This is a genomic window from Micromonospora sp. NPDC000663 (assembly GCF_042898105.1).
Lineage (GTDB): Bacteria > Actinomycetota > Actinomycetes > Mycobacteriales > Micromonosporaceae > Micromonospora.
In genome coordinates, this window is sequence record NZ_JBIAYR010000001.1 from 1,679,450 (window position 1) to 1,699,780 (window position 20,331).

20 protein-coding genes are annotated in these 20,331 nt (G+C 72.4%); 9 read left to right on the forward strand and 11 right to left on the reverse strand.

The window, feature by feature from the left end; translation table 11 throughout:
• Nucleotides 1–3: 3 nt before the first annotated feature.
• Both hrpA and ACFY1S_RS07910 read right to left on the reverse strand, forming a co-directional pair.
• Nucleotides 4–4,074 (reverse strand): ATP-dependent RNA helicase HrpA, encoded by a 4,071-nt coding sequence (hrpA, locus tag ACFY1S_RS07905; RefSeq protein ID WP_387113910.1) that lies wholly within the window; start codon nucleotides 4,072–4,074, stop codon nucleotides 4–6.
• A 44-nt stretch (nucleotides 4,075–4,118) separates the two neighbouring features.
• Nucleotides 4,119–4,688 (reverse strand): MFS transporter, encoded by a 570-nt coding sequence (locus ACFY1S_RS07910; RefSeq protein ID WP_387113912.1) that lies wholly within the window; start codon nucleotides 4,686–4,688, stop codon nucleotides 4,119–4,121.
• Nucleotides 4,689–4,694: 6 nt separating this feature from the next.
• Here ACFY1S_RS07910 and ACFY1S_RS07915 point away from each other — a divergent pair, with 6 nt between their 5' ends.
• Nucleotides 4,695–4,919 carry a CGNR zinc finger domain-containing protein gene (locus ACFY1S_RS07915; protein WP_387113914.1) on the forward strand — a complete coding sequence of 75 codons (225 nt, stop codon included), beginning with the start codon at nucleotides 4,695–4,697 and terminating at the stop codon, nucleotides 4,917–4,919.
• Between the two features lie 2 nt (nucleotides 4,920–4,921).
• Entirely contained in the window at nucleotides 4,922–5,350 is a 429-nt protein-coding gene (locus tag ACFY1S_RS07920; RefSeq protein ID WP_387114382.1) for a cytidine deaminase, read from the forward strand.
• 9 nt (nucleotides 5,351–5,359) lie between these two features.
• Here ACFY1S_RS07920 and ACFY1S_RS07925 read toward each other — a convergent pair whose 3' ends face one another.
• On the reverse strand, nucleotides 5,360–5,719 hold the full coding sequence (locus tag ACFY1S_RS07925; RefSeq protein WP_387113916.1) for a YciI family protein: 360 nt from the start codon (nucleotides 5,717–5,719) through the stop codon (nucleotides 5,360–5,362).
• Nucleotides 5,720–5,965: 246 nt separating this feature from the next.
• On the opposite strand from ACFY1S_RS07925, the gene ACFY1S_RS07930 reads away from it, so the two are divergent.
• From ACFY1S_RS07930 to ACFY1S_RS07945, 4 genes are read left to right on the forward strand one after another with little or no spacing between them, the layout of a single operon-like run.
• A complete protein-coding gene (locus ACFY1S_RS07930) occupies nucleotides 5,966–7,006 on the forward strand; it encodes a FecCD family ABC transporter permease (protein ID WP_387113918.1) in 1,041 nt (346 codons plus the stop codon).
• The gene (locus tag ACFY1S_RS07935; protein ID WP_387113920.1) at nucleotides 7,003–8,082 is read left to right on the forward strand and encodes a FecCD family ABC transporter permease; all 1,080 of its coding nucleotides are present in this window, start codon (nucleotides 7,003–7,005) and stop codon (nucleotides 8,080–8,082) included. The genes ACFY1S_RS07930 and ACFY1S_RS07935 overlap by 4 nt, the downstream gene beginning before the upstream one ends.
• Nucleotides 8,083–8,101: 19 nt before the next feature.
• A complete protein-coding gene (locus ACFY1S_RS07940) occupies nucleotides 8,102–9,070 on the forward strand; it encodes an ABC transporter ATP-binding protein (RefSeq protein WP_387113922.1) in 969 nt (322 codons plus the stop codon).
• A complete protein-coding gene (locus ACFY1S_RS07945) occupies nucleotides 9,070–10,017 on the forward strand; it encodes an ABC transporter substrate-binding protein (protein WP_387113924.1) in 948 nt (315 codons plus the stop codon). The genes ACFY1S_RS07940 and ACFY1S_RS07945 overlap by 1 nt, the downstream gene beginning before the upstream one ends.
• 160 nt (nucleotides 10,018–10,177) lie before the next feature.
• Here ACFY1S_RS07945 and ACFY1S_RS07950 read toward each other — a convergent pair whose 3' ends face one another.
• The 3 genes from ACFY1S_RS07950 to ACFY1S_RS07960 all read right to left on the reverse strand — a co-directional run bounded on the left by ACFY1S_RS07950 (nucleotide 10,178) and on the right by ACFY1S_RS07960 (nucleotide 13,328).
• Nucleotides 10,178–11,071 carry a hypothetical protein gene (locus ACFY1S_RS07950; protein ID WP_387113926.1) on the reverse strand — a complete coding sequence of 298 codons (894 nt, stop codon included), beginning with the start codon at nucleotides 11,069–11,071 and terminating at the stop codon, nucleotides 10,178–10,180.
• A gap of 171 nt (nucleotides 11,072–11,242) precedes the next feature.
• Entirely contained in the window at nucleotides 11,243–11,887 is a 645-nt protein-coding gene (locus tag ACFY1S_RS07955) for a hypothetical protein (protein ID WP_387113928.1), read from the reverse strand.
• Between the two features lie 217 nt (nucleotides 11,888–12,104).
• Entirely contained in the window at nucleotides 12,105–13,328 is a 1,224-nt protein-coding gene (locus tag ACFY1S_RS07960; protein WP_387113930.1) for a CynX/NimT family MFS transporter, read from the reverse strand.
• A gap of 46 nt (nucleotides 13,329–13,374) precedes the next feature.
• Here ACFY1S_RS07960 and ACFY1S_RS07965 point away from each other — a divergent pair, with 46 nt between their 5' ends.
• Nucleotides 13,375–13,587: a hypothetical protein gene (locus tag ACFY1S_RS07965; RefSeq protein WP_387113932.1), complete on the forward strand. Its 213-nt coding sequence runs from the start codon at nucleotides 13,375–13,377 to the stop codon at nucleotides 13,585–13,587.
• A gap of 20 nt (nucleotides 13,588–13,607) precedes the next feature.
• Here the strand turns inward: ACFY1S_RS07965 and ACFY1S_RS07970 are convergent, their stop codons facing one another.
• Both ACFY1S_RS07970 and trmB read right to left on the reverse strand, forming a co-directional pair.
• Nucleotides 13,608–16,121, reverse strand: a complete 2,514-nt coding sequence (locus ACFY1S_RS07970) for a DEAD/DEAH box helicase (RefSeq protein ID WP_387113934.1) — start codon at nucleotides 16,119–16,121, stop codon at nucleotides 13,608–13,610.
• Between the two features lie 76 nt (nucleotides 16,122–16,197).
• The gene (gene trmB, locus ACFY1S_RS07975) at nucleotides 16,198–16,896 is read right to left on the reverse strand and encodes a tRNA (guanosine(46)-N7)-methyltransferase TrmB (protein WP_387113936.1); all 699 of its coding nucleotides are present in this window, start codon (nucleotides 16,894–16,896) and stop codon (nucleotides 16,198–16,200) included.
• 130 nt (nucleotides 16,897–17,026) lie between these two features.
• Here trmB and ACFY1S_RS07980 point away from each other — a divergent pair, with 130 nt between their 5' ends.
• Together ACFY1S_RS07980 and ACFY1S_RS07985 are read left to right on the forward strand one after the other, a co-directional pair.
• Complete coding sequence (locus ACFY1S_RS07980; RefSeq protein WP_387114385.1) at nucleotides 17,027–17,650, forward strand: hypothetical protein; 624 nt, start codon at nucleotides 17,027–17,029, stop codon at nucleotides 17,648–17,650.
• A gap of 325 nt (nucleotides 17,651–17,975) precedes the next feature.
• Nucleotides 17,976–18,572 (forward strand): class F sortase, encoded by a 597-nt coding sequence (locus ACFY1S_RS07985; protein ID WP_387113938.1) that lies wholly within the window; start codon nucleotides 17,976–17,978, stop codon nucleotides 18,570–18,572.
• Nucleotides 18,573–18,603: 31 nt separating this feature from the next.
• On the opposite strand, the gene ACFY1S_RS07990 is transcribed toward ACFY1S_RS07985, so the two are convergent.
• From ACFY1S_RS07990 to ACFY1S_RS08000, 3 genes are all read right to left on the reverse strand, one after another.
• A complete protein-coding gene (locus tag ACFY1S_RS07990; protein ID WP_387113940.1) occupies nucleotides 18,604–19,071 on the reverse strand; it encodes an alpha/beta fold hydrolase in 468 nt (155 codons plus the stop codon).
• Between the two features lie 117 nt (nucleotides 19,072–19,188).
• A complete protein-coding gene (locus ACFY1S_RS07995) occupies nucleotides 19,189–19,506 on the reverse strand; it encodes an antibiotic biosynthesis monooxygenase family protein (protein ID WP_387113942.1) in 318 nt (105 codons plus the stop codon).
• Nucleotides 19,507–19,524: 18 nt separating this feature from the next.
• The gene (locus ACFY1S_RS08000) at nucleotides 19,525–20,322 is read right to left on the reverse strand and encodes an exodeoxyribonuclease III (protein ID WP_387113944.1); all 798 of its coding nucleotides are present in this window, start codon (nucleotides 20,320–20,322) and stop codon (nucleotides 19,525–19,527) included.
• Between the last annotated feature and the right edge of the window lie 9 nt (nucleotides 20,323–20,331).

Consider the following 20,331-nt stretch of genomic DNA (forward strand, 5'->3'; position numbering starts at 1 on the left):
GGGTCAGCGGCCCTCGGCCTCGTCCATCGCCCGGTAGATCCGCTGCTCCGAGACGGGGTACGGGGTGCCAAGCGCCTGCGCGAAGACGTTCACCCGCAACTCCTCGATCATCCAGCGGATCTGACGGACGGCTGTCTCCTGTCGACGCGCCGGCGGCAACGCGGCGAGCAGGTCGGCGTACTCCTTCTGCACCACCGCGATCCGGTCCTGCTGCTGGCGGTCCCGCTGCGGGTTGCCGCCGAGGCGGTCGAGCCGGCGTTCGATGGCGGTCAGGTAGCGCAGCAGGTCGGGCAGGCGGGCGTACCCGGTCTCGGTGATGAATCCGGCGTGCACAAGCCCGGCGAGCTGGCCGCGGATGTCGGCCAACGCGGCCACCACGGCGAGGTTGCGGGTGGCGCCGAGGCGCTGCTCCACCGCGTACGCGGCGGCGAGCACCTTGCGGACCCGGTCCATCACCTCGACCACCGTGTCGACGAGGTCGGCGCGTACCTTCTCGCGCAGCGCCGCGAACCCGTCGGCGTCCCACGCCGGCCCACCGGCCGCGTCGATGAGCCTGTCGATGGCCGCGCCCGCCGCGTCCTCGATCAGCTCCTGCACGCCGCCGTGCGGGTTGCGGCTCAGCGCCAGCTTCGCCTCGTTGCTCAGCCGGCCCTGCAGGAACCGCGCCGGGGACGGCACGGTGAGCCGCAGCAGCCGTCGGGTGCCCGCCCAGTGCGCGGCCTCGGCCTCGGCGGGGGAGTCGAACACCTTGACCCCGACAGTCGCGCCCTCGTCGACAAGCGCCGGGTACGCGGTCACCGCGTAGCCGGCCCGGACCTGCTCGATGGTCCGGGGCAGGGTGCCGATGCTCCACTCGCGCAGGCCCGTCCGGGCGACCTCCGGCGCGGCGGCCGCCACCACCTGGCGTACCTCCTGGCGGAGCTGGCGTTGCAGGGCCGGCAGGTCCTTGCCCTCGGCGACGGGCTTCTCGTCGTCGCCCAGCACCCGGAAGGTGACCCGCAGGTGGGCGGGGAGCTTGGCCGGCTCCCAGGCGTCCCGGGGCACGGTGACGCCTGTCATCCGCCGCAGCTCGCGGGTGAGCGCGTCCAGCAGCGGCTCCCTGCCCGGGGTGATCGCCGCCAGGGCGGCCCGGGCGAAGTCCGGCACGGGCACGAAGTTGCGGCGGACCGCTTTGGGCAGTGAACGGATCAGCGCGATCACTGTCTCCTCGCGCAGCCCCGGCACCTGCCAGTCGAAGCTCTCCGCCGGCACCTGGTTGAGCAGCGGCAGCGGGATGTCGACTGTGACGCCGTCGGTGGGTGTGCCCGGCTCGAACCGGTAGGTCAGCGGCAGGCTCACGCCGTCGGCCTGCCACTCGTCGGGGTAGTCGTCCTCGTCCACCCCGGCCCGGCCGTCGTTGATGAGCAGGTCGCGGGTGAACGTCAGCAGGTCCGGCTGCTCCCGGCGGGTCCTCTTCCACCACGAGTCGAAGTGCCGGCCGGAGACCACGTCGGCGGGGATCCGCTGGTCGTAGAAGCCGAAGATGGTCTCGTCGTCGACCAGGATGTCCCGGCGTCGGGCCCGGCTCTCCAACTCCTCGATGTCGGCGAGCAGCCGCTTGTTGTCGGCCCAGAACTGGTGGTGGGTCTGCCAGTCGCCCTCGACGAGGGCGTGCCTGATGAACAGCTCGCGGCTCAGCGCCGGGTCGATCCGCCCGAAGTTGACCTTCCGGGCGCTGACCAGCGGAACGCCGTAAAGGGTGACCTTCTCGTAGGCCATCACCGCGGCCTGCTTCTTCTCCCAGTGCGGCTCGCTGTAGCTGCGCTTGACCAGGTGCTGCGCGAGCGGTTCGACCCACTCCGGTTCGACCCGGCCGGCGATGCGGCCCCACAGCCGGGACGTCTCCACCAGTTCGGCTGCCATCACCCAGCGCGGCGGCTTCTTGAACAGCGCCGAGCCGGGGAAGAGCGCGAACTTCGCCCCCCGGGCACCCAGGTACTCGTGCTTCTGGGCGTCCTTGAGGCCGATGTGTGACAGCAGGCCGGGCAGGAGGGACTGGTGCACCTTCGGGGTGTCGATCTCCTCGGGCAGGTCCGCGCCGCCGCGGCGGCCCGCACCCCGGCCGGCCTCCGCGCCGTCCGCGGTGTCGCGCGCCGGCCGCCCACCCCGCCTGTCGCTCTCCTGCGGGGTACGCAGCACCTGGCGCAACTGGCTGACGATGTCCTGCCACTCGCGGATCCGCAGGTAGTTCAGGTACTCCGCCTTGCACATCCGGCGGAACGCGCTGGAGGACAACTCTCGCTGCTGCTCGCGCAGGTACCGCCACAGGTTGAGGTACGCGACGAAGTCGGACTCCTTGTCGGCGAACCGGGCGTGCGCCTGGTCGGCCTGGGCCTGCTTCTCCGCCGGCCGCTCTCGCGGGTCCTGAATGGAGAGCGCGGCGGCGATCACCAGCACCTCGGTGGCGCAGCCGTTGCGCTCGCCCTCGACCACCATCCGGGCCAGTCGCGGGTCGACGGGCAGCTGGGCCAGGCGTCGGCCCAGCGCGGTGAGCCGCTTCGCCGGGTCGGCCTCGGTCGGGTCCAGTGCGCCCAGCTCGTGCAGCAGGTTGACGCCGTCGGTGATGTTGCGCCGGTCCGGCGGGTCGATGAACGGGAACGCGGCCAGGTCGCCCAGCCCGATCGCCGTCATCTGGAGGATGACCGACGCCAGGTTGGTGCGCAGGATCTCCGGGTCGGTGAACTCGGGGCGCGAGGCGAAGTCCTGCTCGTCGTAGAGGCGGATGCAGATGCCGTCCGACGTACGGCCGCAGCGGCCCTTGCGCTGGTTGGCCGACGCCTGCGAGACCGGCTCGATCGGCAGTCGCTGCACCTTGAGCCGGCTGGAGTAGCGGGAGATGCGGGCCGTGCCCGGGTCCACCACGTACTTGATGCCGGGCACGGTCAGCGAGGTCTCCGCGACGTTCGTGGCGAGCACCACCCGGCGCGACGAGTGGGCGGCGAACACCCGGTGCTGCTCGGCGCTGGACAGCCGGGCGTACAGCGGCAGGATCTCGGTGCCCAGCAGTGAGCGTTTCTTCTGCACCAGCTTGCCCAGCGCGTCGGCGGTGTCCCGGATCTCCCGTTCGCCGCTGAGGAAGACCAGGATGTCACCCGGGCCCTCGGCGGCCAGTTCCTCGACGGCGTCCCCGATCGCCTGGATCTGGTCGCGGACGTTCTCCTCGTCCCCGTCGCCGTCCTCCTCGCCGTCGGCGACCTCGACCAGCGGCCGGTAGCGCACCTCCACCGGGTACGTCCGCCCGGACACCTCGACCACCGGCGCGGGCACGCCCTGCGGCTCTTCGGCGGTGACCGGGCCCGCGAAGTGCCTGGCGAAGCGGTCGGTCTCGATGGTCGCCGAGGTGATGATCACCTTGAGGTCGGGCCGGCGGGGCAGCAGCTCCCGCAGGTACCCGAGGATGAAGTCGATGTTCAGGCTGCGCTCGTGCGCCTCGTCGATGATCAACGTGTCGTACTGGCGCAGCATCCGGTCGGTCTGCAACTCGGCCAGCAGGATGCCGTCGGTCATCAGCTTCACCAGGCTGCGCTCGCTCACCTGGTCGGTGAAGCGCACCTTGTAGCCGACCACGTCGCCCAGCTCGGTGCCCAGCTCGTCGGCGATCCGGTCGGCCACCGTCCGGGCGGCCAGCCGGCGGGGCTGGGTGTGCCCGATCAGGCCGTTGATGCCGCGCCCCAGCTCCAGACAGATCTTGGGCAGCTGGGTGGTCTTACCGGAGCCGGTCTCGCCGGCCACGATCACCACCTGGTGATCGCGGATGGCGGCGGCGATGTCGTCCTTGCGCTCACTTACCGGCAGCCCCGCCGGGTACGTGATCACGGGTACGGCCGCGCGCCGGGCGGCGATCCGCTGCTCGGCCCGGGTCACGTCGGCGCTGATCTCGGCGAGTGCCGTCTCCCGCCGCTGCGGGTCGCGCAGCTTGCGAGCGCCGTCCAGCCGCCGTTGGAGCCGGCGCTGGTCACGGAACATCAGGGGTGAGAGGCGGCGGTGCAGCTCGCGTACCGGATCGGTCGCGGCGGAGGCGGCTGGATTCTGCATGTCGTGCCCAAGGATAGGCAGCCCGGCGGCGTACCGCCTGTGGGTTACCGCCGGACGGCGGTCGGGGGGCCGCCCGCCGGTGCGGTCTCCGTCGGCGTGGCGCCCGCCGGGTCCGTGCGAGCCTGCTGCGGAGTGCGCAGGCCGCGGATCCGCCGGGTCAGCATGGGTACGGCCGAGACGGCGAACCCGGCGGTGCCGACCGCGACCCCGACCCGGCTGCCCGCCGCGTGTCCCAGCACGCCACCGAGGGCGCTGCCCAGCGGGAGCGCCCCGTAGATCAACACGCGGTAGCCGCCGTTGCTGCGGGCCAGGTTGCCCCGGGGGATGACGACCTGGCGCAGGGTCACCGAGAGGACGTTCGCCACACCGAGGCCGATGCCCGCGGTGAACTGCACCCCGGCCAGTCCGGCGGCGAGCGCGCCACCGGAGCCGGGAAGCGCCGCGATGAGCAGCGGTGTGCCGGTGGACAGCAGCAGCGCGGCGGCGAAGGCCCGACCGTAGCCGAGCCGCTCGGCCAGCCGCGTCGACGCGAGCGTGCCGACAAGCGCGCCGGCCCCGGCGGCGCTCAGTGCCAACCCGAACAGACCGGGGCTCAGGCCCCGATCGGTGACCATGCGCGGATGGGTTGTACCGTCCTCCTCGCCGAGGCCGACGGCACCTGGCCACGGCTGAAGGCGTGCGCCGCGCACGGGTGCCGCTGGGTCTACTACGACCACAGTCCGGCCGGGCGCAGCCGCTGGTGCACTATGAGCATCTGCGGAAGCCGGGCCAAGATGCGGGCGTACCGCGACCGCAGCCGACCCGACCAGGATCGGACCACGACGAGCAACCGGGGCCGACAGTGACCATGCGCGACACCGACCGGGCGCTGGTGCAGGCGGCCACGGCCGTCGCCAAGCTGCGCTGCCGCAGCCCCCGACACACCCGTGCCGCCGCCGCACGCACCGCCGACGGTCGGGTCTTCAGCGGAGTGAACGTCCACCACGACACTGGCGGGGCGTGCGCCGAGATGGTGGCCGTGGGCGCCGCCGCGACACAGGGCGTCACCGAACTGGAGACGATGGTCGTGGTGGGGGATCGTGGCCGCGAGATCGTGGTGCCGTGCGGTCCGTGCCGGCGGGTGCTGCGGGACAGCTTCCCCGGCCTACGGGTGATCGTCGGGCCGGTGGACGCGCCCCGGGTGACGCCGATCGGCGACCTGCCGCCGGAGGTGGCCCTCGGCGGCGTAGGTGCCGTCGACGGCCCGCTGCCGACGCCCCGACCCGCCGAGGGCTGAGACCGCGGATCAGTCGCCGGCAGCCGCCTCCAGCATCGACCGGGGCATCGGCACGCCCTCGAACCGCACGTTGCCCTCGGGGACCAGCCAGCTCGTCACCTGCGCGGTCAACAGCCCGGCGCTGACGGCCGGGTCGTTGGCGAACAGCGCGCGGGCGTCGTCCGGGGCGATGGAGAGCACGACGAAACCGCGCAGCCGGTCGTCGTCGGCGTGCAGGAACGGCCCGGCCGCCAGCACCAGACCCTGCTCCACGAGCCCGGCCTGGTGGGCTCTGTGGGTCTCCTGCAACCTGTCGATCGCGTCCTGCGGCAGCTCCGGCGGGTCCGACGGTCGGACCAGGAGGACGACCGTGTGCCTGTCGAATCGCATGTCGACACCCTATGACGTGACATCCCTCTTACGGGTGTCCTGCGCCATCTGTCCGTCGGAGCACGAGGACAACGAGATGATGCGGCCACTCAACGTGCGTGCTGCCAAGCGGTGGCGGCGGCCGGGGACGGCGGTTCGGCGGGCGTACCCGAGGGGCCCACGACGGCATCGACCGACGCCGGTTAGGCCACTTTCCGCAGCTCGGCTAAGGTTAGGCGAACCTAAGGTCGAACGTGCAGGAGTTCCGTGACCGCCCTCGCCAGCCGGCCGACCCGGAGTCGGGCCAGCACCCGCGCCGGCCGTCGGGTCATCGTCACCGCCGGTGCCGCGCTGGTCCTGCTGCTCGCCGTTCTCGCCAGTTTCGCGCTGGGCAGCAGGCAACTCGGCGTCGACGCGGTCTGGCACGCCCTCGTCGCACCGGACGGCGGCGACGCGAGCACCATCGTCCGCGAACTGCGCATGCCACGTACCGCCCTCGCCCTCGCCGTCGGGCTCGCCCTCGCCGTGGCCGGTGTGCTGTTCCAGGCGCTTACCCGCAACCCCCTGGCCGAGCCCCGCATCCTCGGCATCAGCGCCGGCGCGTCGTTCGGCGTGGTGCTCGCCATCTCCGTCTTCGGCATCGGCACGCTCGCCGGCTACGTCTGGTTCGGCATCGCCGGGGCGCTGATCGCCGGCCTGCTGGTCTTCGCCATCGCCACCCGGGCCCGCGAGGGCGCCAGCCCGGTCACCCTCGCGCTTGTCGGCGCGGCCCTCGACGCCAGCCTGGCCTCCGGGGTGTACGCGCTGCTCAGCATCGACGCCCGCACCTTCGAGGAGTACCGGTTCTGGGTGGTCGGCGGGCTGGCCGGCCGGGACCTGTCGGTCACCGCGCAGGTGCTGCCGTTCGTCCTCGCCGGGCTGCTGCTGGCCGCCCTGGTGGCACGGGGCCTGGACGCGCTGGCCCTCGGTGACGACGTGGCCCGTGGCCTCGGCCACCGCATCGGCCTGATCCGCCTCGGCGGTGGACTCGCCGCGGTGCTGCTGACAGGTGCCGCGGTGGCGGCGGCCGGGCCCGTCGCGTTCGTCGGGTTGGCCGTGCCGCACCTGGCGCGCGCCCTGGTCGGCGCCGACCACCGCTGGACCCTCGCCGTCTCCGCCCTGCTCGGACCGGCGCTGCTGCTCGGCGCCGACGTCGTCGGCCGGCTGGTCGCCCCGCCCGGCGAGATCCCGGCCGGAATCGTCACCGCCCTGATCGGCGCGCCGCTGCTCGCCGTGCTGGTCCGCCGCGCCCGGGTGGTGACCGCGTGACCACGATCCACCGTCCGGCGGGCCCTTCGACAGGCGCACCCGGCGCGCACCCGCCGGGGCGGTCCCTGCTGCGCATCGGCCCGGTCAGCCTGCTGATCCGCCGCCGTGCCGTGCTGGTGGCCGCCGCGCTCACCGTCCTTCTCCTGCTGGCGATGCTGCTCAGCCTCTCCCTGGGCACCCCGTACGTCGCACCGGCTGACGTGCTGCGCGCCCTCTCCGGCGCCGGCACCCCGTACGACCTCGTTGTCTTTGATCTTCGGCTGCCGCGGATCCTGCTGGCCGCGGTGGCCGGCGGGGCCTTCGGCGTCGCCGGCACCCTGATCCAGAGCGTGGCCCGTAACCCCCTCGCCAGCCCGGACGTCATCGGCATCACCCAGGGCGCCGGGCTCGCCGCGACAGTGGCGCTGACCAGTGGCATGGCCGCCGTCCTGGTCGCGCCCACCGCGCTTGTCGGCGGGCTGGTCGCGGCGGCGCTGCTGTTCGCACTCGGCGCCCGGCACGGGCTGGCCGCGCAGCGGTTCGTGCTCGCCGGCGTGGCTGTCGCGTTCGGTTTCCGGGCGCTCACCGAGGTGGTCATGCTCACCGCCGACCCCATCGACGGGCTCCGCGCGCAGATCTGGCTGATCGGCACCCTGGCCGGCAAGGGCTGGACCGAGGCCGCCTGGATCGCCGGCACCCTGCTGGTGCTGCTGCCGGTGCTTGCCTGGGCCGGCTGGGCACTGAACAGCACCGCCCTGGACGACGACACCACCAGGGGCGTCGGCCTGCGCCCGGTGGCCCGGCGCATCGGCCTCGCCGGCACCGGCGTGCTCGTCGCCGCGATGGTCACCGCGCAGGTCGGCGCCGTCGACTTCGTCGCGCTCGTCGCCCCCCAGGTGGCCCGCCGCCTGGTACGCGCCGAACGGCCACCGCTGGTCTGCGCCGCGCTGCTCGGCGCGCTGCTGCTGGTGCTCGCCGACCTCGCCGGCCGGCGGCTGTTCGCACCCACCCAACTGCCCGCCGGCGTGTTGACCGCCGCGATCGGCGGCCCGTACCTGATCTTCCTGCTGCTGCGCGGACGGCGGCGCTCGTCGTGACGCCCCAAGGAGTCGTGTGATGCTGTCCACCCGCGACCTGGTCGCCGGCTACGACGAGCGGACCGTGCTCGACGGCCTCGACCTCGACCTGCCCGCCGACGCGTTCACGGTGATCGTAGGCCCGAACGCGTGCGGCAAATCCACCCTGCTGCGCACCATGGCCCGGCTGCTCACCCCCCGCCGCGGCACCGTGCTGCTGGACGGCACCGCGATCCGCGACCTGCCGACCCGCGAGGTGGCCCGCCGGCTCGGGGTGCTGCCGCAGAGCCCGCTGGTCCCCGAGGGCGTCACCGTGGCCGACCTGGTCGGGCGCGGCCGGCAGCCCTACCAGCGCTGGTGGCGGCAGTGGTCGTCGGAGGACGGCGTCGCGGTGGAGCAGGCCATGACCCTGGCCGACGTGGCAGACCTCGCCGACCGGCCGGTGGACAGCCTCTCCGGCGGTCAGCGGCAGCGCGTCTGGATCGCCATGACGCTCGCCCAGGACACCGACGCCCTGCTGCTTGACGAACCCACCACCTTCCTCGACCTCGCCCACCAGGTGGAGGTCCTCGACCTGCTGCACCGGCTGCGCGTCGAGCGGGGCCGCACCGTCGTCGCCGTACTGCACGACCTCAACCAGGCAGCCCGCTACGCCGACCACCTGGTCGCGATGCGCGCCGGCGCGGTCGTCGCCGCCGGGCCGCCCCGGGAGATCCTCACCGCCGACCTGGTCCACGACGTCTTCGGGCTCGCCTGCGTCGTCGTGCCCTGCCCGGTGACCGGCGCGCCCCTTGTGGTGCCCGCCCACACCGGAGGCCACTCCGCCACCGCCGCGTCCGCTGGCGCGTCGGGCACCCCTGCCGCGTCCGCTGACGCGTCGGGCGCCCCAGCCGCGTCCGCAGGCGCGTCGGGCACCGATCTGTCGGACGCGTCCGTGCCGGGCGCCCGACCCGCAAGCGGCGACGCGGCCGACCCGCTCGCCGACTCGTACCCCTCGAAAGGACTCTGATGCGTCGTCTCGTCGCCGCTCTCGCCGCGGCCGCCGCCCTCGGCGTCGGACTCACCGCCTGCGGTGAGAGCGACCCGGTCGCCGGCACCACCACCGGGGAGACCCGGGAGATCACCCACGCCATGGGCACCACGAAGGTCCCGGCCGAACCCAAGCGCGTCGTCGTGCTCGACACCGACAAGATCGACACCGCGCTCTCGCTGGGTGTCACACCCGTCGGCGCCGCCACCGCCGGCGAGGCGAAGAGCTGGCCCACCTACTTCGGCGCGGACAAGCTCTCCGGCATCAAGGAGGTAGGGGTCCTCACCGAACCCGACCTGGAGGCCATCAACGCCCTCAAGCCGGACCTCATCCTCGGCAGCAAGTTCCGCCAGGAGAAGTTCTACGACGAACTCGCCGCCATCGCGCCGACCGTGTTCACCGACAAGGTGGGCATCACCTGGAAGGAGAACTTCCTCCTCGACGGCAAGGCGCTCGGCCACGAGCAGCAGGCCAAGGACCTCCTCGCCGCGTACGAGAAGCGGGCCAAGGACTTCGGCGCCACCCTCGGCGACCCCGCCGCCCGCAAGGTGTCGATCGTGCGGTTCATCCCCGGCAACATCCGGGTGTACGGCCCCGACTCCTTCTCCGGCATCGTCATCGGCGACACCGGCCTCGGCCGCCCCGAGCGGCAGCTGCTGGCCAACAAGGAGGACAAGCGCTTCGACCTGGTCAGCCCCGAGCGGATCAACGAGGTCGACGGCGACGTCATCTTCGTCACCGCGTACGGCGACAAGGCCGCGGCCGAGCAGACCAAGGTCGCCGGCGGCACCCTGTGGAAGGGCCTCGGCGCGGTCAAGGCCGGCAAGGCGTACCCCGTCTCCGACGAGATCTGGATGACCGGCATCGGCGTCGGCGCCGCCAACAAGATCCTCGACGATCTGGCCAAGTACCTCCCCGCCACCTGACCCGCCCGCGCGTCGCGCCTGTCAAGATCCGCGCGTCGCGCCTGCGTACCTCACGTCGCGCCTGTCAAGATCCGCGCAACTTCGGGGAAAGTGCTGCCTCACCGGCTTGTGAGGCAGCAGGATCCCTGATGTTGCGCGGATCTTGGTGTGTCGGCGTACGTCAACGGGAGCGGGAGCGCAGAGCTCGGCGGAGCTCGTTCAGGAAGCCCTCGAAGTCCTCGCGGAACCGCCTCGAGGTGACGTGCAGGACGATCCAGTCCTCACCGAGCAGGCGGTTGAGGCGGCGACGGTCGCGGTGGAGCTGCTCGGGATCGTGGTGCCACAACCCGTCGTACTCGACCGCGACCTTGAGCTGCGGCCAGGCCAGGTCGAGACGGGCCACGAATCTTCCGTCGCGCTCGACGACGAACTGTGTCACGGGTACCGGCAGCCCGGCGAGCACGATCCCCACCCGAAGCCGGGACTCCGGCGCGGATTCCGCGCCCGCGTCGGCCAGGTCAGCCACCCGCATCATGCGTTTCCAACCCCGTGTGCCGACTCGCGCGAGGGCGTCCGAACGGAGTCGAGGGAGCGACACCAGATGGTGGTGGGCGAGGCGATCCACGAGGGCGACCGCCTCCTCGGTCTGCAACCACTGGGCCAGATCCCAGCAGGTACGTGTCGGCTCGGTTACCGGGATGCCCTGACGTAGGGCGACGTCGGTGGCGGCGATCGTGCCGGCGTGCACGACGAGCCCCGACACCGGTCCGAAGCGGTGAGGGGAGGGCACGAGCACGTCGAGAGGCTCGTGGTCGGCCACCGCACCCGCCCCGTAGAGCGCCGCCGCGCTGCGACCCGCTATCACCGCCCCGGGCGGCAGTACCCACTGTGCCGCGGCGGCACAGCGAGCACGGTGGGTGACGGTCATCTGGGCGTCGGCGTAGACGTCTCGGAACAGCGGACGCCACGCCGCGCTGCGCAGCTCCGCGCGGGTGAGCAGGCCCTGGGCGACCACTCGGGAGCCGCGGAAGACGCGTCCCTGCAGTCTCGCCGGTCGTCGTGGGGAAACAGGCATGACGACACCTTGACCGGCGGGTGTGCCCGCGATCAGCCCCTGTGGATAACCTCGCCCTGCCGCGGAAGGGCAAGACCCGCGCAACTTCGGTGTTCTTGCTGCCTCAGCGAAACGCGAAGCAGCAGGATCCCAGAAACTGCGCGGATCTTGGCCCGAGTGGGTAGGGGCGGGTCAGGCGGCGGTGGACCAGATGGCGCGGAAGGCGGCGGCTTCGCCGGCGAGCCAGCGTTCGATCTGCTCGGGTTTGGCGTCGGCGGGCATCCGGTGGGCCTGGCCCCGCCGGACGTCGACCAGGACCGGCTCGGCGTGCGGCAGCACCGCGTCCATGTGTCGGGCCATCAGGTGCAGGGTGGCGAGCACCGATTCCTCGCTCGGCGGGATCTCGTCGAAGTGCAGGCGGACGGCCTCGGCGCGGCCGTCGGCGTGGCGTACCCCGAACTGGGGGTTGATCTTGACTGGCAGGTCGCCGAGCATGGCCAGGGCGTCGCGGGTGTGGGCCAGGTCGAGGGCGGCCGGATCGCCGAGGGATCGCAGCCAGGCCGTGGCGCCGGGCACCAGCGCCTGGTAGAGCGGGCGCCAGCGGGGCTTGACCACGTCGACCACGCCGGCCAGGTGGGTGCCGCCGGTGTGGAAGGCGATGTCGGCCTTGAGCGCCTTGACGAACTGGCCGTGCGGGTTGAAGCCGGACCGGCTGGCGCGCTGCTTGCGCAGGCCACCCACGAAGGTCGCCTTGGTGGGGCCGGTGCGGTCGACGTAGCGGGTGAAACCGAGCAGTGTGGCGTAGGGGGTGAGGGGCGTGGAGGTGGGCGCGGTCACGGGCGTCCTCCCAGGTCAGGATCTTTATTAGTACATACATTCTAATCGACGGGTCTGACATTGCCCAGCGAAGTTGGGGGCGGGGCCGTGTCCCGTTCGCCGGTAGGTGGCCAGCGGAGACGCTGCCCGCGATAGAGGCAGGTTCGGGCCAACTTCAAGATCGGCCTCGAACCCGAAGGGGTCGCTCATCGAAACGTGATCATGATCCTCGGCTGCATTACGGGTGGGACAGCTCGTCCTCGACGAACGTGGGCTTGGCCAGCGTGAACGCCGGGATGGCCGTCACGAGGGCGACGGCGAGCAGAAACAGCAGCGAAAGGGTCCACCCGCCACTCGCGTCGTGCAGCAGCCCGACGAGCAGCGGACCGAGTGCGCCGAGCGCGTACGCGACCCCCTGGGCAAAGCCGCTCAGCGCGACGGTGCCGCCCTGGGTTCGGGTGCGTACGTTGATGAGCACGAGGTTGACCGGGAACAGGATCGAACCCGAGCCGATGAGCAGCACCCAGAGCAGGGTGAGTGTCGCGGGCGCGAGCAGCAGGCCGAGGTAGCCGAGCGCGAAGCTGGCGATACCGGCGGCGATCAGCCGGCCGACACCCTGTAGCCGCGTGACGAGCAGGGGCGCAACGAGCGCGATGGGCGCACTGATGATGCCGGTGACGGCGAGCAGCGCACCGGCTTCGGTCGGCGTCGAGCCGGCGATGTCGCCGAGGATCTCGGGCAGCCACGCGAAACATGCGTAGGTAAGGATCGTGCTGGTCGAGAACAAGACGGTGATCGACAGGGCCGTGCGGGACCGCCACAGTCGCGTGACGAGGGTGGTGGGCGAGGACTCGATGGCGTCGGCATCCGAGAGTCGGCTGCGGCGCTCCCGCGCGATGGCGACCAGCCACGGAACGAGCGCGACCCCCGAGCTCACCGCCCAGATGCCGAGCGAGAACCGCCACCCGACCTGTTCGGCGACCGGGGCGGCGACCGCGGCGGGCAGTGCCGTGCTCACGCCCAGGATGCAGACGTAGACGGCGGTCAGCAGCGCTACCCGATCGGGGAAGTAGTGCCGCACGATCGGCGGCAGCAGCACATTGCCGATGCCTGTGCCGGCGAGCGCGACGACACTGCCGACGAGCAGCACCGCGTAGCCCGGGGCGGCCGCGCGCACGAGATGGCCGACGGTCATGAGCAGCAGCGCCAGCACGATGCCGCCGTTGAGGCCGACGCCGCGGGCGACGCGTGGCGCGACGAACCCCGATACCGCCAGCAGGATCGGTGGCAACGTACCGAGCAGCCCGGCGCCGATGCTCGATATCGGGATGTCTGCCCGGATGTCGTCGAGGATCGGTGACATCACCGCAACCGTCTGGCGCAGGGTCAGCGCGACGAGCACGATACCCAGCAGCGCGACCGTGCGTCCCGCCCACAAGGTAAGGGGCCGGCCATGTGTCATGCCCTTACTTTAGTGTTCCAGTCGGCATCGTGATCATCACGATTCGGTGAGCGCCTGGAAGGCGGAATGGCTGTTCAGTTCCGCGCCGCGGCGCGGCGAGTTCGCGGCACGGCAGCTCTGGATACGAAACCGTCGGGGTGAGCGTCGCGGGCGAGACGATCGGCTCGTACACCCCACCGGCGGCGCGGTCCTGTTGCTGGTCGTGGGCGTCACCCTGGTGGTCGTGGCTCGTCGCCGTCGGCTCTGGTTCACCGGCTGACATCCGCCGGGGACGGCACCTCAGAGCTGGCCGACGTCGGTGATCCGGACGACCGCCGCTCCGACCTCGTCCGAGGCGACGAGGTCGATCTCCGCGCTGATGCCCCAGTCGTGGTCGCCGTCCGGGTCGTCGAAGATCTGCCGGACGGTCCAGCGCTCCCGACCCTGCTCGATCATCAGCAGCGCCGGCCCGCGGGCGTCCGGCCCGACGCCTATCGAGTCGTACGCCTCGAAGTACGGCGCGAGGGCGTCGGCCCACGCGTCGTAGTCCCAGCCGTCGGCGGCGTCCAATTCGGCGAGCAGGTCCCAGCGGCGCAGCGCGGCCAGCTCGACCCGGCGGAACAGGGCGTTGCGCACCAGCACGCGGAACGCCCGCGCGTTGCGCGTCACCGCCGGTGGCCGGTCGGTGAGGGCGGCGTGCGCCTGGGCCACCTCTGCCACGTCCGACGGGTTGCGCAGCCGCTCCCACTCGTCGATGAGGCTGGAGTCGACCTGGCGGACCAGCTCGCCCAGCCACTCGATGAGGTCGATCAGCTCCTCGGTCTTGGCGTCCTCGGGCACGGTCTGGCGCAGCGTCTTGTACGCGTCGGCCAGGTACCGCAGGACCAGGCCCTCCGAGCGGGTCAGCCCGTAGAACTGCACGTACTCGGTGAAGGTCATGGCCCGCTCGTACATGTCGCGCACGACGGCCTTGGGGGAGAGCTGGTGGTCGGCGACCCAGGGGTGCCCCTGCCGGTACATCTCGTACGCGGCCTCCAGCAGTTCGGCGAGGGGCTTGGGGTGGGTGACCTCGTCGAGCAGTTCGAGGCGAGCCTCGTACTCGATGCCCTCGGCCTTCATCGCGGCCACCGCCTCGCCGCGCGCCTTGAACTGCTGCGCGGAGAGGATCTGCCGGGGGTCGTCGAGGATCGACTCGATCACGCTGAGCACGTCGAGGGCGTACGACGGGGACTCGGCGTCGAGCAGCTCGATGGTGGCCAGGGCCAGGGGCGAGAGAGGCTGGTTGAGGGCGAAGTCGAGCTGGAGGTCGACGGTGAGCCGGATCCTTCGGCCTGTCTCGTCCGGCTCGGGCAGTTCCTCGACGACCCCGCCGGCGCGCAGCGCCCGGTAGATGGCGATCGCCCGACGGATGTGCCGGCGCTTGGCGGCCGGCTCCTCGTGGTTGTCGGTGAGCAGGTGCCGCATCGCGGTGAACGCGTCCCCGGGACGGCCGATGACGTTGAGCAGCATCGAGTGACTGACCTGGAAGCTGGAGGTCAACGGCTCCGGCTCGGCGTCCACGAGGCGGTCGAAGGTGGGCTGGCCCCACCCGATGGAGCCCTCCGGCGGCTTCTTGCGGACCACCTTGCGCCGCTTCTTCGGGTCGTCGCCGGCCTTCGCGAGGGCCTTCTCGTTGTCGATGACGTGCTCGGGGGCCTGCACCACGACCCGGCCGATGGTGTCGTAGCCGGCCCGGCCGGCCCGACCGGCGATCTGGTGGAACTCGCGGTTCTTGAGCAGCCGGGTACGGACCCCGTCGTACTTGGACAGGCCGGTGAACAGCACGGTGCGGATCGGCACGTTGATGCCGACGCCGAGGGTGTCGGTGCCGCAGATGACCTTGAGCAGGCCGGCCTGGGCGAGGGTCTCCACGAGTCGGCGGTACTTGGGCAGCATGCCGGCGTGGTGCACACCGATGCCGTGCCGGACCAGCCGGGACAGCGTCTTGCCGAAGCCGGACGTGAACCGGAAACCGCCGATCGCCTGGGCGATCATGTCCTTCTCCGCGCGGGAGCAGACGTTGACACTCATCAGCGCCTGGGCGCGTTCCAGCGCGGCGGCCTGGGTGAAGTGCACCACGTACACCGGGGCCTGCTTGGTCTCCAGCAGCTCCTCGAGTGTCTCGTGCAGTGGCGTCATCGCGTACGAGAAGATCAGCGGGACGGGCCGTTCGGCCGAGCGGACGACGGCTGTCGGCCGCCCGGTACGCCGGGTCAGGTCGTCGACGAACCGGGTGGTGTCCCCCAGGGTGGCGGACATCAGGACGAACTGGGCCTGCGGCAGCTCGATGATCGGCACCTGCCACGCCCAGCCCCGGTCGGGCTCGGCATAGAAGTGGAATTCGTCCATGATCACCTGGCCGACGTCGGCCTTGGCGCCCTCGCGCAGCGCCAGGTTCGCCAGGATCTCCGCGGTGCAGCAGATGATCGGGGCGTCGGCGTTGACGCTGGCGTCGCCGGTGAGCATGCCGACGTTCTCGGCGCCGAAGACCTCGCACAGGGCGAAGAACTTCTCCGACACCAACGCCTTGATCGGCGCCGTGTAGAAGGTCGTCCGGCTGTCCGCGAGGGCGGCGAAGTGCGCGGCGATAGCCACCAGGCTCTTACCCGAGCCGGTGGGCGTATTCATGATCAGGTTGGCGCCGGAGACGATCTCGATGACCGCCTCCTCCTGATGGGGGTAGAGGTCGAGGCCGCGCTCCTTCGCCCAACCGGCGAACGCGTCGAAGAGGGTGTCGGGGTCGGCGCTTGTCGGCAGCGCGGCGGTGAGCGTCATATCCCGTCCATGGTGCCTGGATCATGCCCCGGTACGCCAACCCGGCCCCCGCAGGACCCCCGTCCGGGCCGGCGCGTCACCGCCGGCGGTAGAGCAGATCGGCTACCGGCCGTCCGGCCGTGATGGCCCGTCGCTCGAACTTCGTCACCGGGCGGTGCGCCGGACGCGGCGCGAAGCCGCCGTACGCGTCCACCAGCTCCGGGTCGGCGTCGAGGGTCTCCCGCATCGCCTCGGCGTACTCCGCCCAGTCGGTGGCGCAGTGCAGCGTGCCGCCGGGGGCCAGTCGGGACCGCAGCAGCGCCACGTGCGCCGGCTGGATGATCCGCCGCTTGTGGTGGCGGGCCTTGGGCCACGGGTCGGGAAAGAAGACGTGCACGGCGGCCAGGACACCCTCGGGCAGGCCGCTGACCAGCTCCAGCGCGTCCCCCTGGGCCACCCGGACGTTGCCCAGCCCAGCCCGGTCCACGAGGTCGAGGAGGTTCGCGATTCCCGGCGTGTGCACCTCCACCGCCAGATAATCTCGATCCGGGTCAGCGGCGGCCATCACGGCGGTGCTGTCGCCCATCCCCGAGCCGATCTCCAGCACCACAGGCGCTCGGCGACCGAACAGCTCGGCCAGGTCGACGGGCTCGTCCGACACGTCCAGGCCGTAGCGGGACCACAGCCGGTCCAGCGCGTCGGTCTGCCGGCCGCTCATCCGGCCCCGGCGGGGGTGGAACGTGCGGATCGTCCGGCTCGCGGGCGGGACGGCGGGGTCATGGTCGGTGGCGGTCACAGGGACCCGAGCGTACGCGACGCCGACGGCGGATCGGATGTGATGTGCGACCGGAAATGAGAGGATCCAACTGGTACGGCAGGCCGGGCGGTCCGCTGCCCGGCACGCCCACCCGGCGTCGAGAGGGGGCATCGTGACAGTGACCCGCGGCGGTGTGACCCTGTCGGTGCTGATCGTCCTGGCCGGCCCCCTGCTGGCCGCCGCGCCCGCGTCCGCCGCGCCCGCCCCGGCGGCGGTTGTGCCGATGGCCGCCGTGGCAGTGGCGCCCGCGGTGGCCGCGCCTCAGCCCGGAGCGCCGAGCGGCCAGCCGCAACCCAACCCGCCTGTGGACATCTTCGTCGAGGTGAGTCCCAGCACCGTGCAGCCCGGCTACCTGGTCGGCATCCGGGCCAGCTGCCGGGACAACTCGGTGGGCGCGACAGTCGTCTCCGACGCGTTCGGCGCGATCGGCGTGCAGCCACAGAACGGCCTGCTCACCGCCGCGCCGATGGTGCGGGACCGCACCCGCCCCGGCAACTACCGGGTCAAGCTGGAGTGCCGCGACGGCGAGACCGCCTCGACAATGCTCCAGGTGGTCAAGAAGGTGCCGGCGTACCCGAGTCGCGGCCCGGCCACCGGCTTCGGCGGCGGCGCCGACGGCATGACCGGCAAGCTGCTGCTGCCCGGCGGAGCGGCGTTGACCGTCGCCGGGCTGATCCTCGCCATCGTGGCGCTGCGCCGGCCACGGACCGTCCGAGCCGCCGCGCGCCGCTGAGCCCGCCATGGAGATCTTCCGCCCCACGCCGCCGCCGGCCGGCCCACGCCCGTCGCCCACCGGTCGTCCCGCGTCGTCGCCGCCCGCTGGCGCGCGTCCGCCGGCCGCGGGCCGCTCCGCGCCGCCCCCGAACGGGGTACGACTGCCCGTGGACGACGGCTGGCCGGAGTCCGACGGCCCGCTGGATCCGGATCGCCCGTCAGGGGCTGCACGTCCGGCGGGGGCCGCACGTGCAGCTGGGGCCGCTCGCCCGGCGGTTGCCGCGCGTCCGCCGACCGCCGTCGCGCCCCGGCGCAGCCGTCCGCCCGGCCGGAGCCCCTGGTCGGTGCCGCTGGCCGTGGTGCTGGTGCTGGTCGGCGTCTTCGCCACCGGGGCGGGGCTGGGCCGCTCGGTCGGGCCGTTCGACCTGGCCCCGGCCGGGGGTGACCGGCCGGCCCGCAGCGAGTCCGTCGGGCTGTCGGCCAGCCGCCCGGTGCGCCTCACCGTCCCGGCGATCAAGGTGGCCGCGCCTGTGGCGCCGGTCGGGCAGGCCCGGGACGGCTCGATCGCCGTACCGCCGCTGGAGCGGCACAACGAGACCGGCTGGTACGACCGCGGGCCCACGCCCGGCGAGCCCGGCCCGGCGGTGATCGTCGGACACGTGGACACCAAGAGCGGCCCGTCGGTCTTCTACGACCTGGGCAAACTGAAGCCCGGCGACCTGATCGAGGTGGCCCGGGCGGACCGGTCGACGGTGGTCTTCAGGGTCGACGCCGTCGAGCACTTCCCGAAGGACCGGCTGCCCGCCGAACGGATCTACGGCCACGACGGGCCACCCGGTCTGCGCCTGATCACCTGTGGCGGCCAGTTCATCGGCGGCCGGACGGGATACGCCGACAACGTGATCGCCTTCGCCAGCCTCCAGTCCTCCCGCGAGCCCTGAGGCGGGCCGGGGCGATGGGGCCGCCCGGTTGTCAGCTCAGGAAGTCCAGGAGGTGGCGGGTGGTGCTGAACGCCCGGTCGGCGCGGTTGTAGACGTCACCGACCGGGACGACGTCCATGACGGCCAGCCGGGAGACGGCGTCCGGTTCGTCGAGCGCGAGGCGGTAGGCGCAGCGGGCCCCGCGATCGTGGCCGACGACGTGGAACCGGTCATGACCGAGGCTCCGCATCACCTCGGCCTGGTCGCGGGCGATGGCCCGCATCCCGTACGGCCCGTGGTCGACGGTGCTCGGCGGTGCGCTGCTGTCACCCCAGCCCCGCAGGTCGGTGGCGACGACTGTGAAGTGCTCGGCGAGCCGCGGCGCCACCCGATGCCACATGAGATGCGTCTCGGGGATGCCGTGCAGGAGCAGGACGGGCGGCCCGTCTCCGCCGCGTCGTCCGTGGATCGTGCCGCCGGACGACGCGGCGATGTCGAACTCGTCGAATCCGTCGAACATGGCCGGAATTCCCCCGCAGCCGACTGACGACCGGCTACCGCCGGGCCCACTGCGACGCTATCAGCCGAAAAGACCGGACTGGACCGATTGTGGTGGGGACGCGGGTGGCGACACCGCCTACGGCTGGGGGACGTGCAGGGCCACCTCGAACTCCAGCAGGCTGGCGCCGCTGGCGACCGGCGGGCGGGGCTTGTCGCCGGGCGCGGTGGCGTGCGCGGCGCGCGCGGGACCGGCGGCCCACGCTTGGTACGCCTCCTCGCTCTCCCACTTCGTGTAGACGAAGTAGCGGGTCTCGCCGGCCACCGGCCGGAGCAGCTCGAAGCCGAGGAAGCCGGGGGAGTTCTCCACCGCGCCGGCCCGGGCGGCGAACCGCTTCTCCAACTCGGTGCCGGCGCCCGGCGGAACGTCGATTGCGTTGATCTTCACGACTGCCATCTGTCCACCCTAGCCAGCTCAGAACGCCTCGACCGCGGGCACCAGGTCCGCATCGACCACGATCGGGGCGTGGTCGGAGGGGCCCTTGCCCTTGCGGGCCTCGCGGTCCACGTACGCCGAGCGGACCGCCCGGGCGAACGGCGCGGAGGCGTACACGAGGTCGATCCTCATGCCCTTGTTCTGGTGGAACATGCCGGCGCGGTAGTCCCAGTAGGTGAAGGGGTGCGGCCCCTTCATCGGGGTGGGCACCACGTCGGCGAGGCCCAGGTCGCGCAGCGCCGCGAGGGCCGCCCGCTCGGCCGGGGTGACGTGCGTGGAGTGGGTGAAGACCGCCGGGTCCCACACGTCGGCGTCGGTGGGCGCGACGTTGAAGTCGCCGCAGACGGTCACCGGCAGCCCGGCGGCCAGTTCCGCCTCCAACGCGTCCCGCAGCGCCGCGAACCAGGCCAGCTTGTACGCGTAGTGCGGGTCGTCGGGTGTGCGCCCGTTGGGCACGTACACCGACCAGACCCGCACCCCGTCGCAGGTGGCGGAGATCGCGCGGGCCTCCGGCTCGGGAAAGCCGGGCTCACCGGCGAACCCGACCCGGACGTCGTCCAACCCGACCCGGGACAGGATGGCCACCCCGTTCCAGCGGCCGTCGCTGTGGCTGGCCACCGTGTAGCCCAGCTCGCCCACCTCGGCCACCGGGAAGGCCCCGTCCGGGCACTTGGTCTCCTGGAGGCAGACCACGTCCGGCCCGGTGCCGGCCAGCCACTCCAGCAGCCGGGGCAGTCGGGCCTTCACCGAGTTCACGTTCCAGGTCGCCAGGCGCATGGCTCCAGC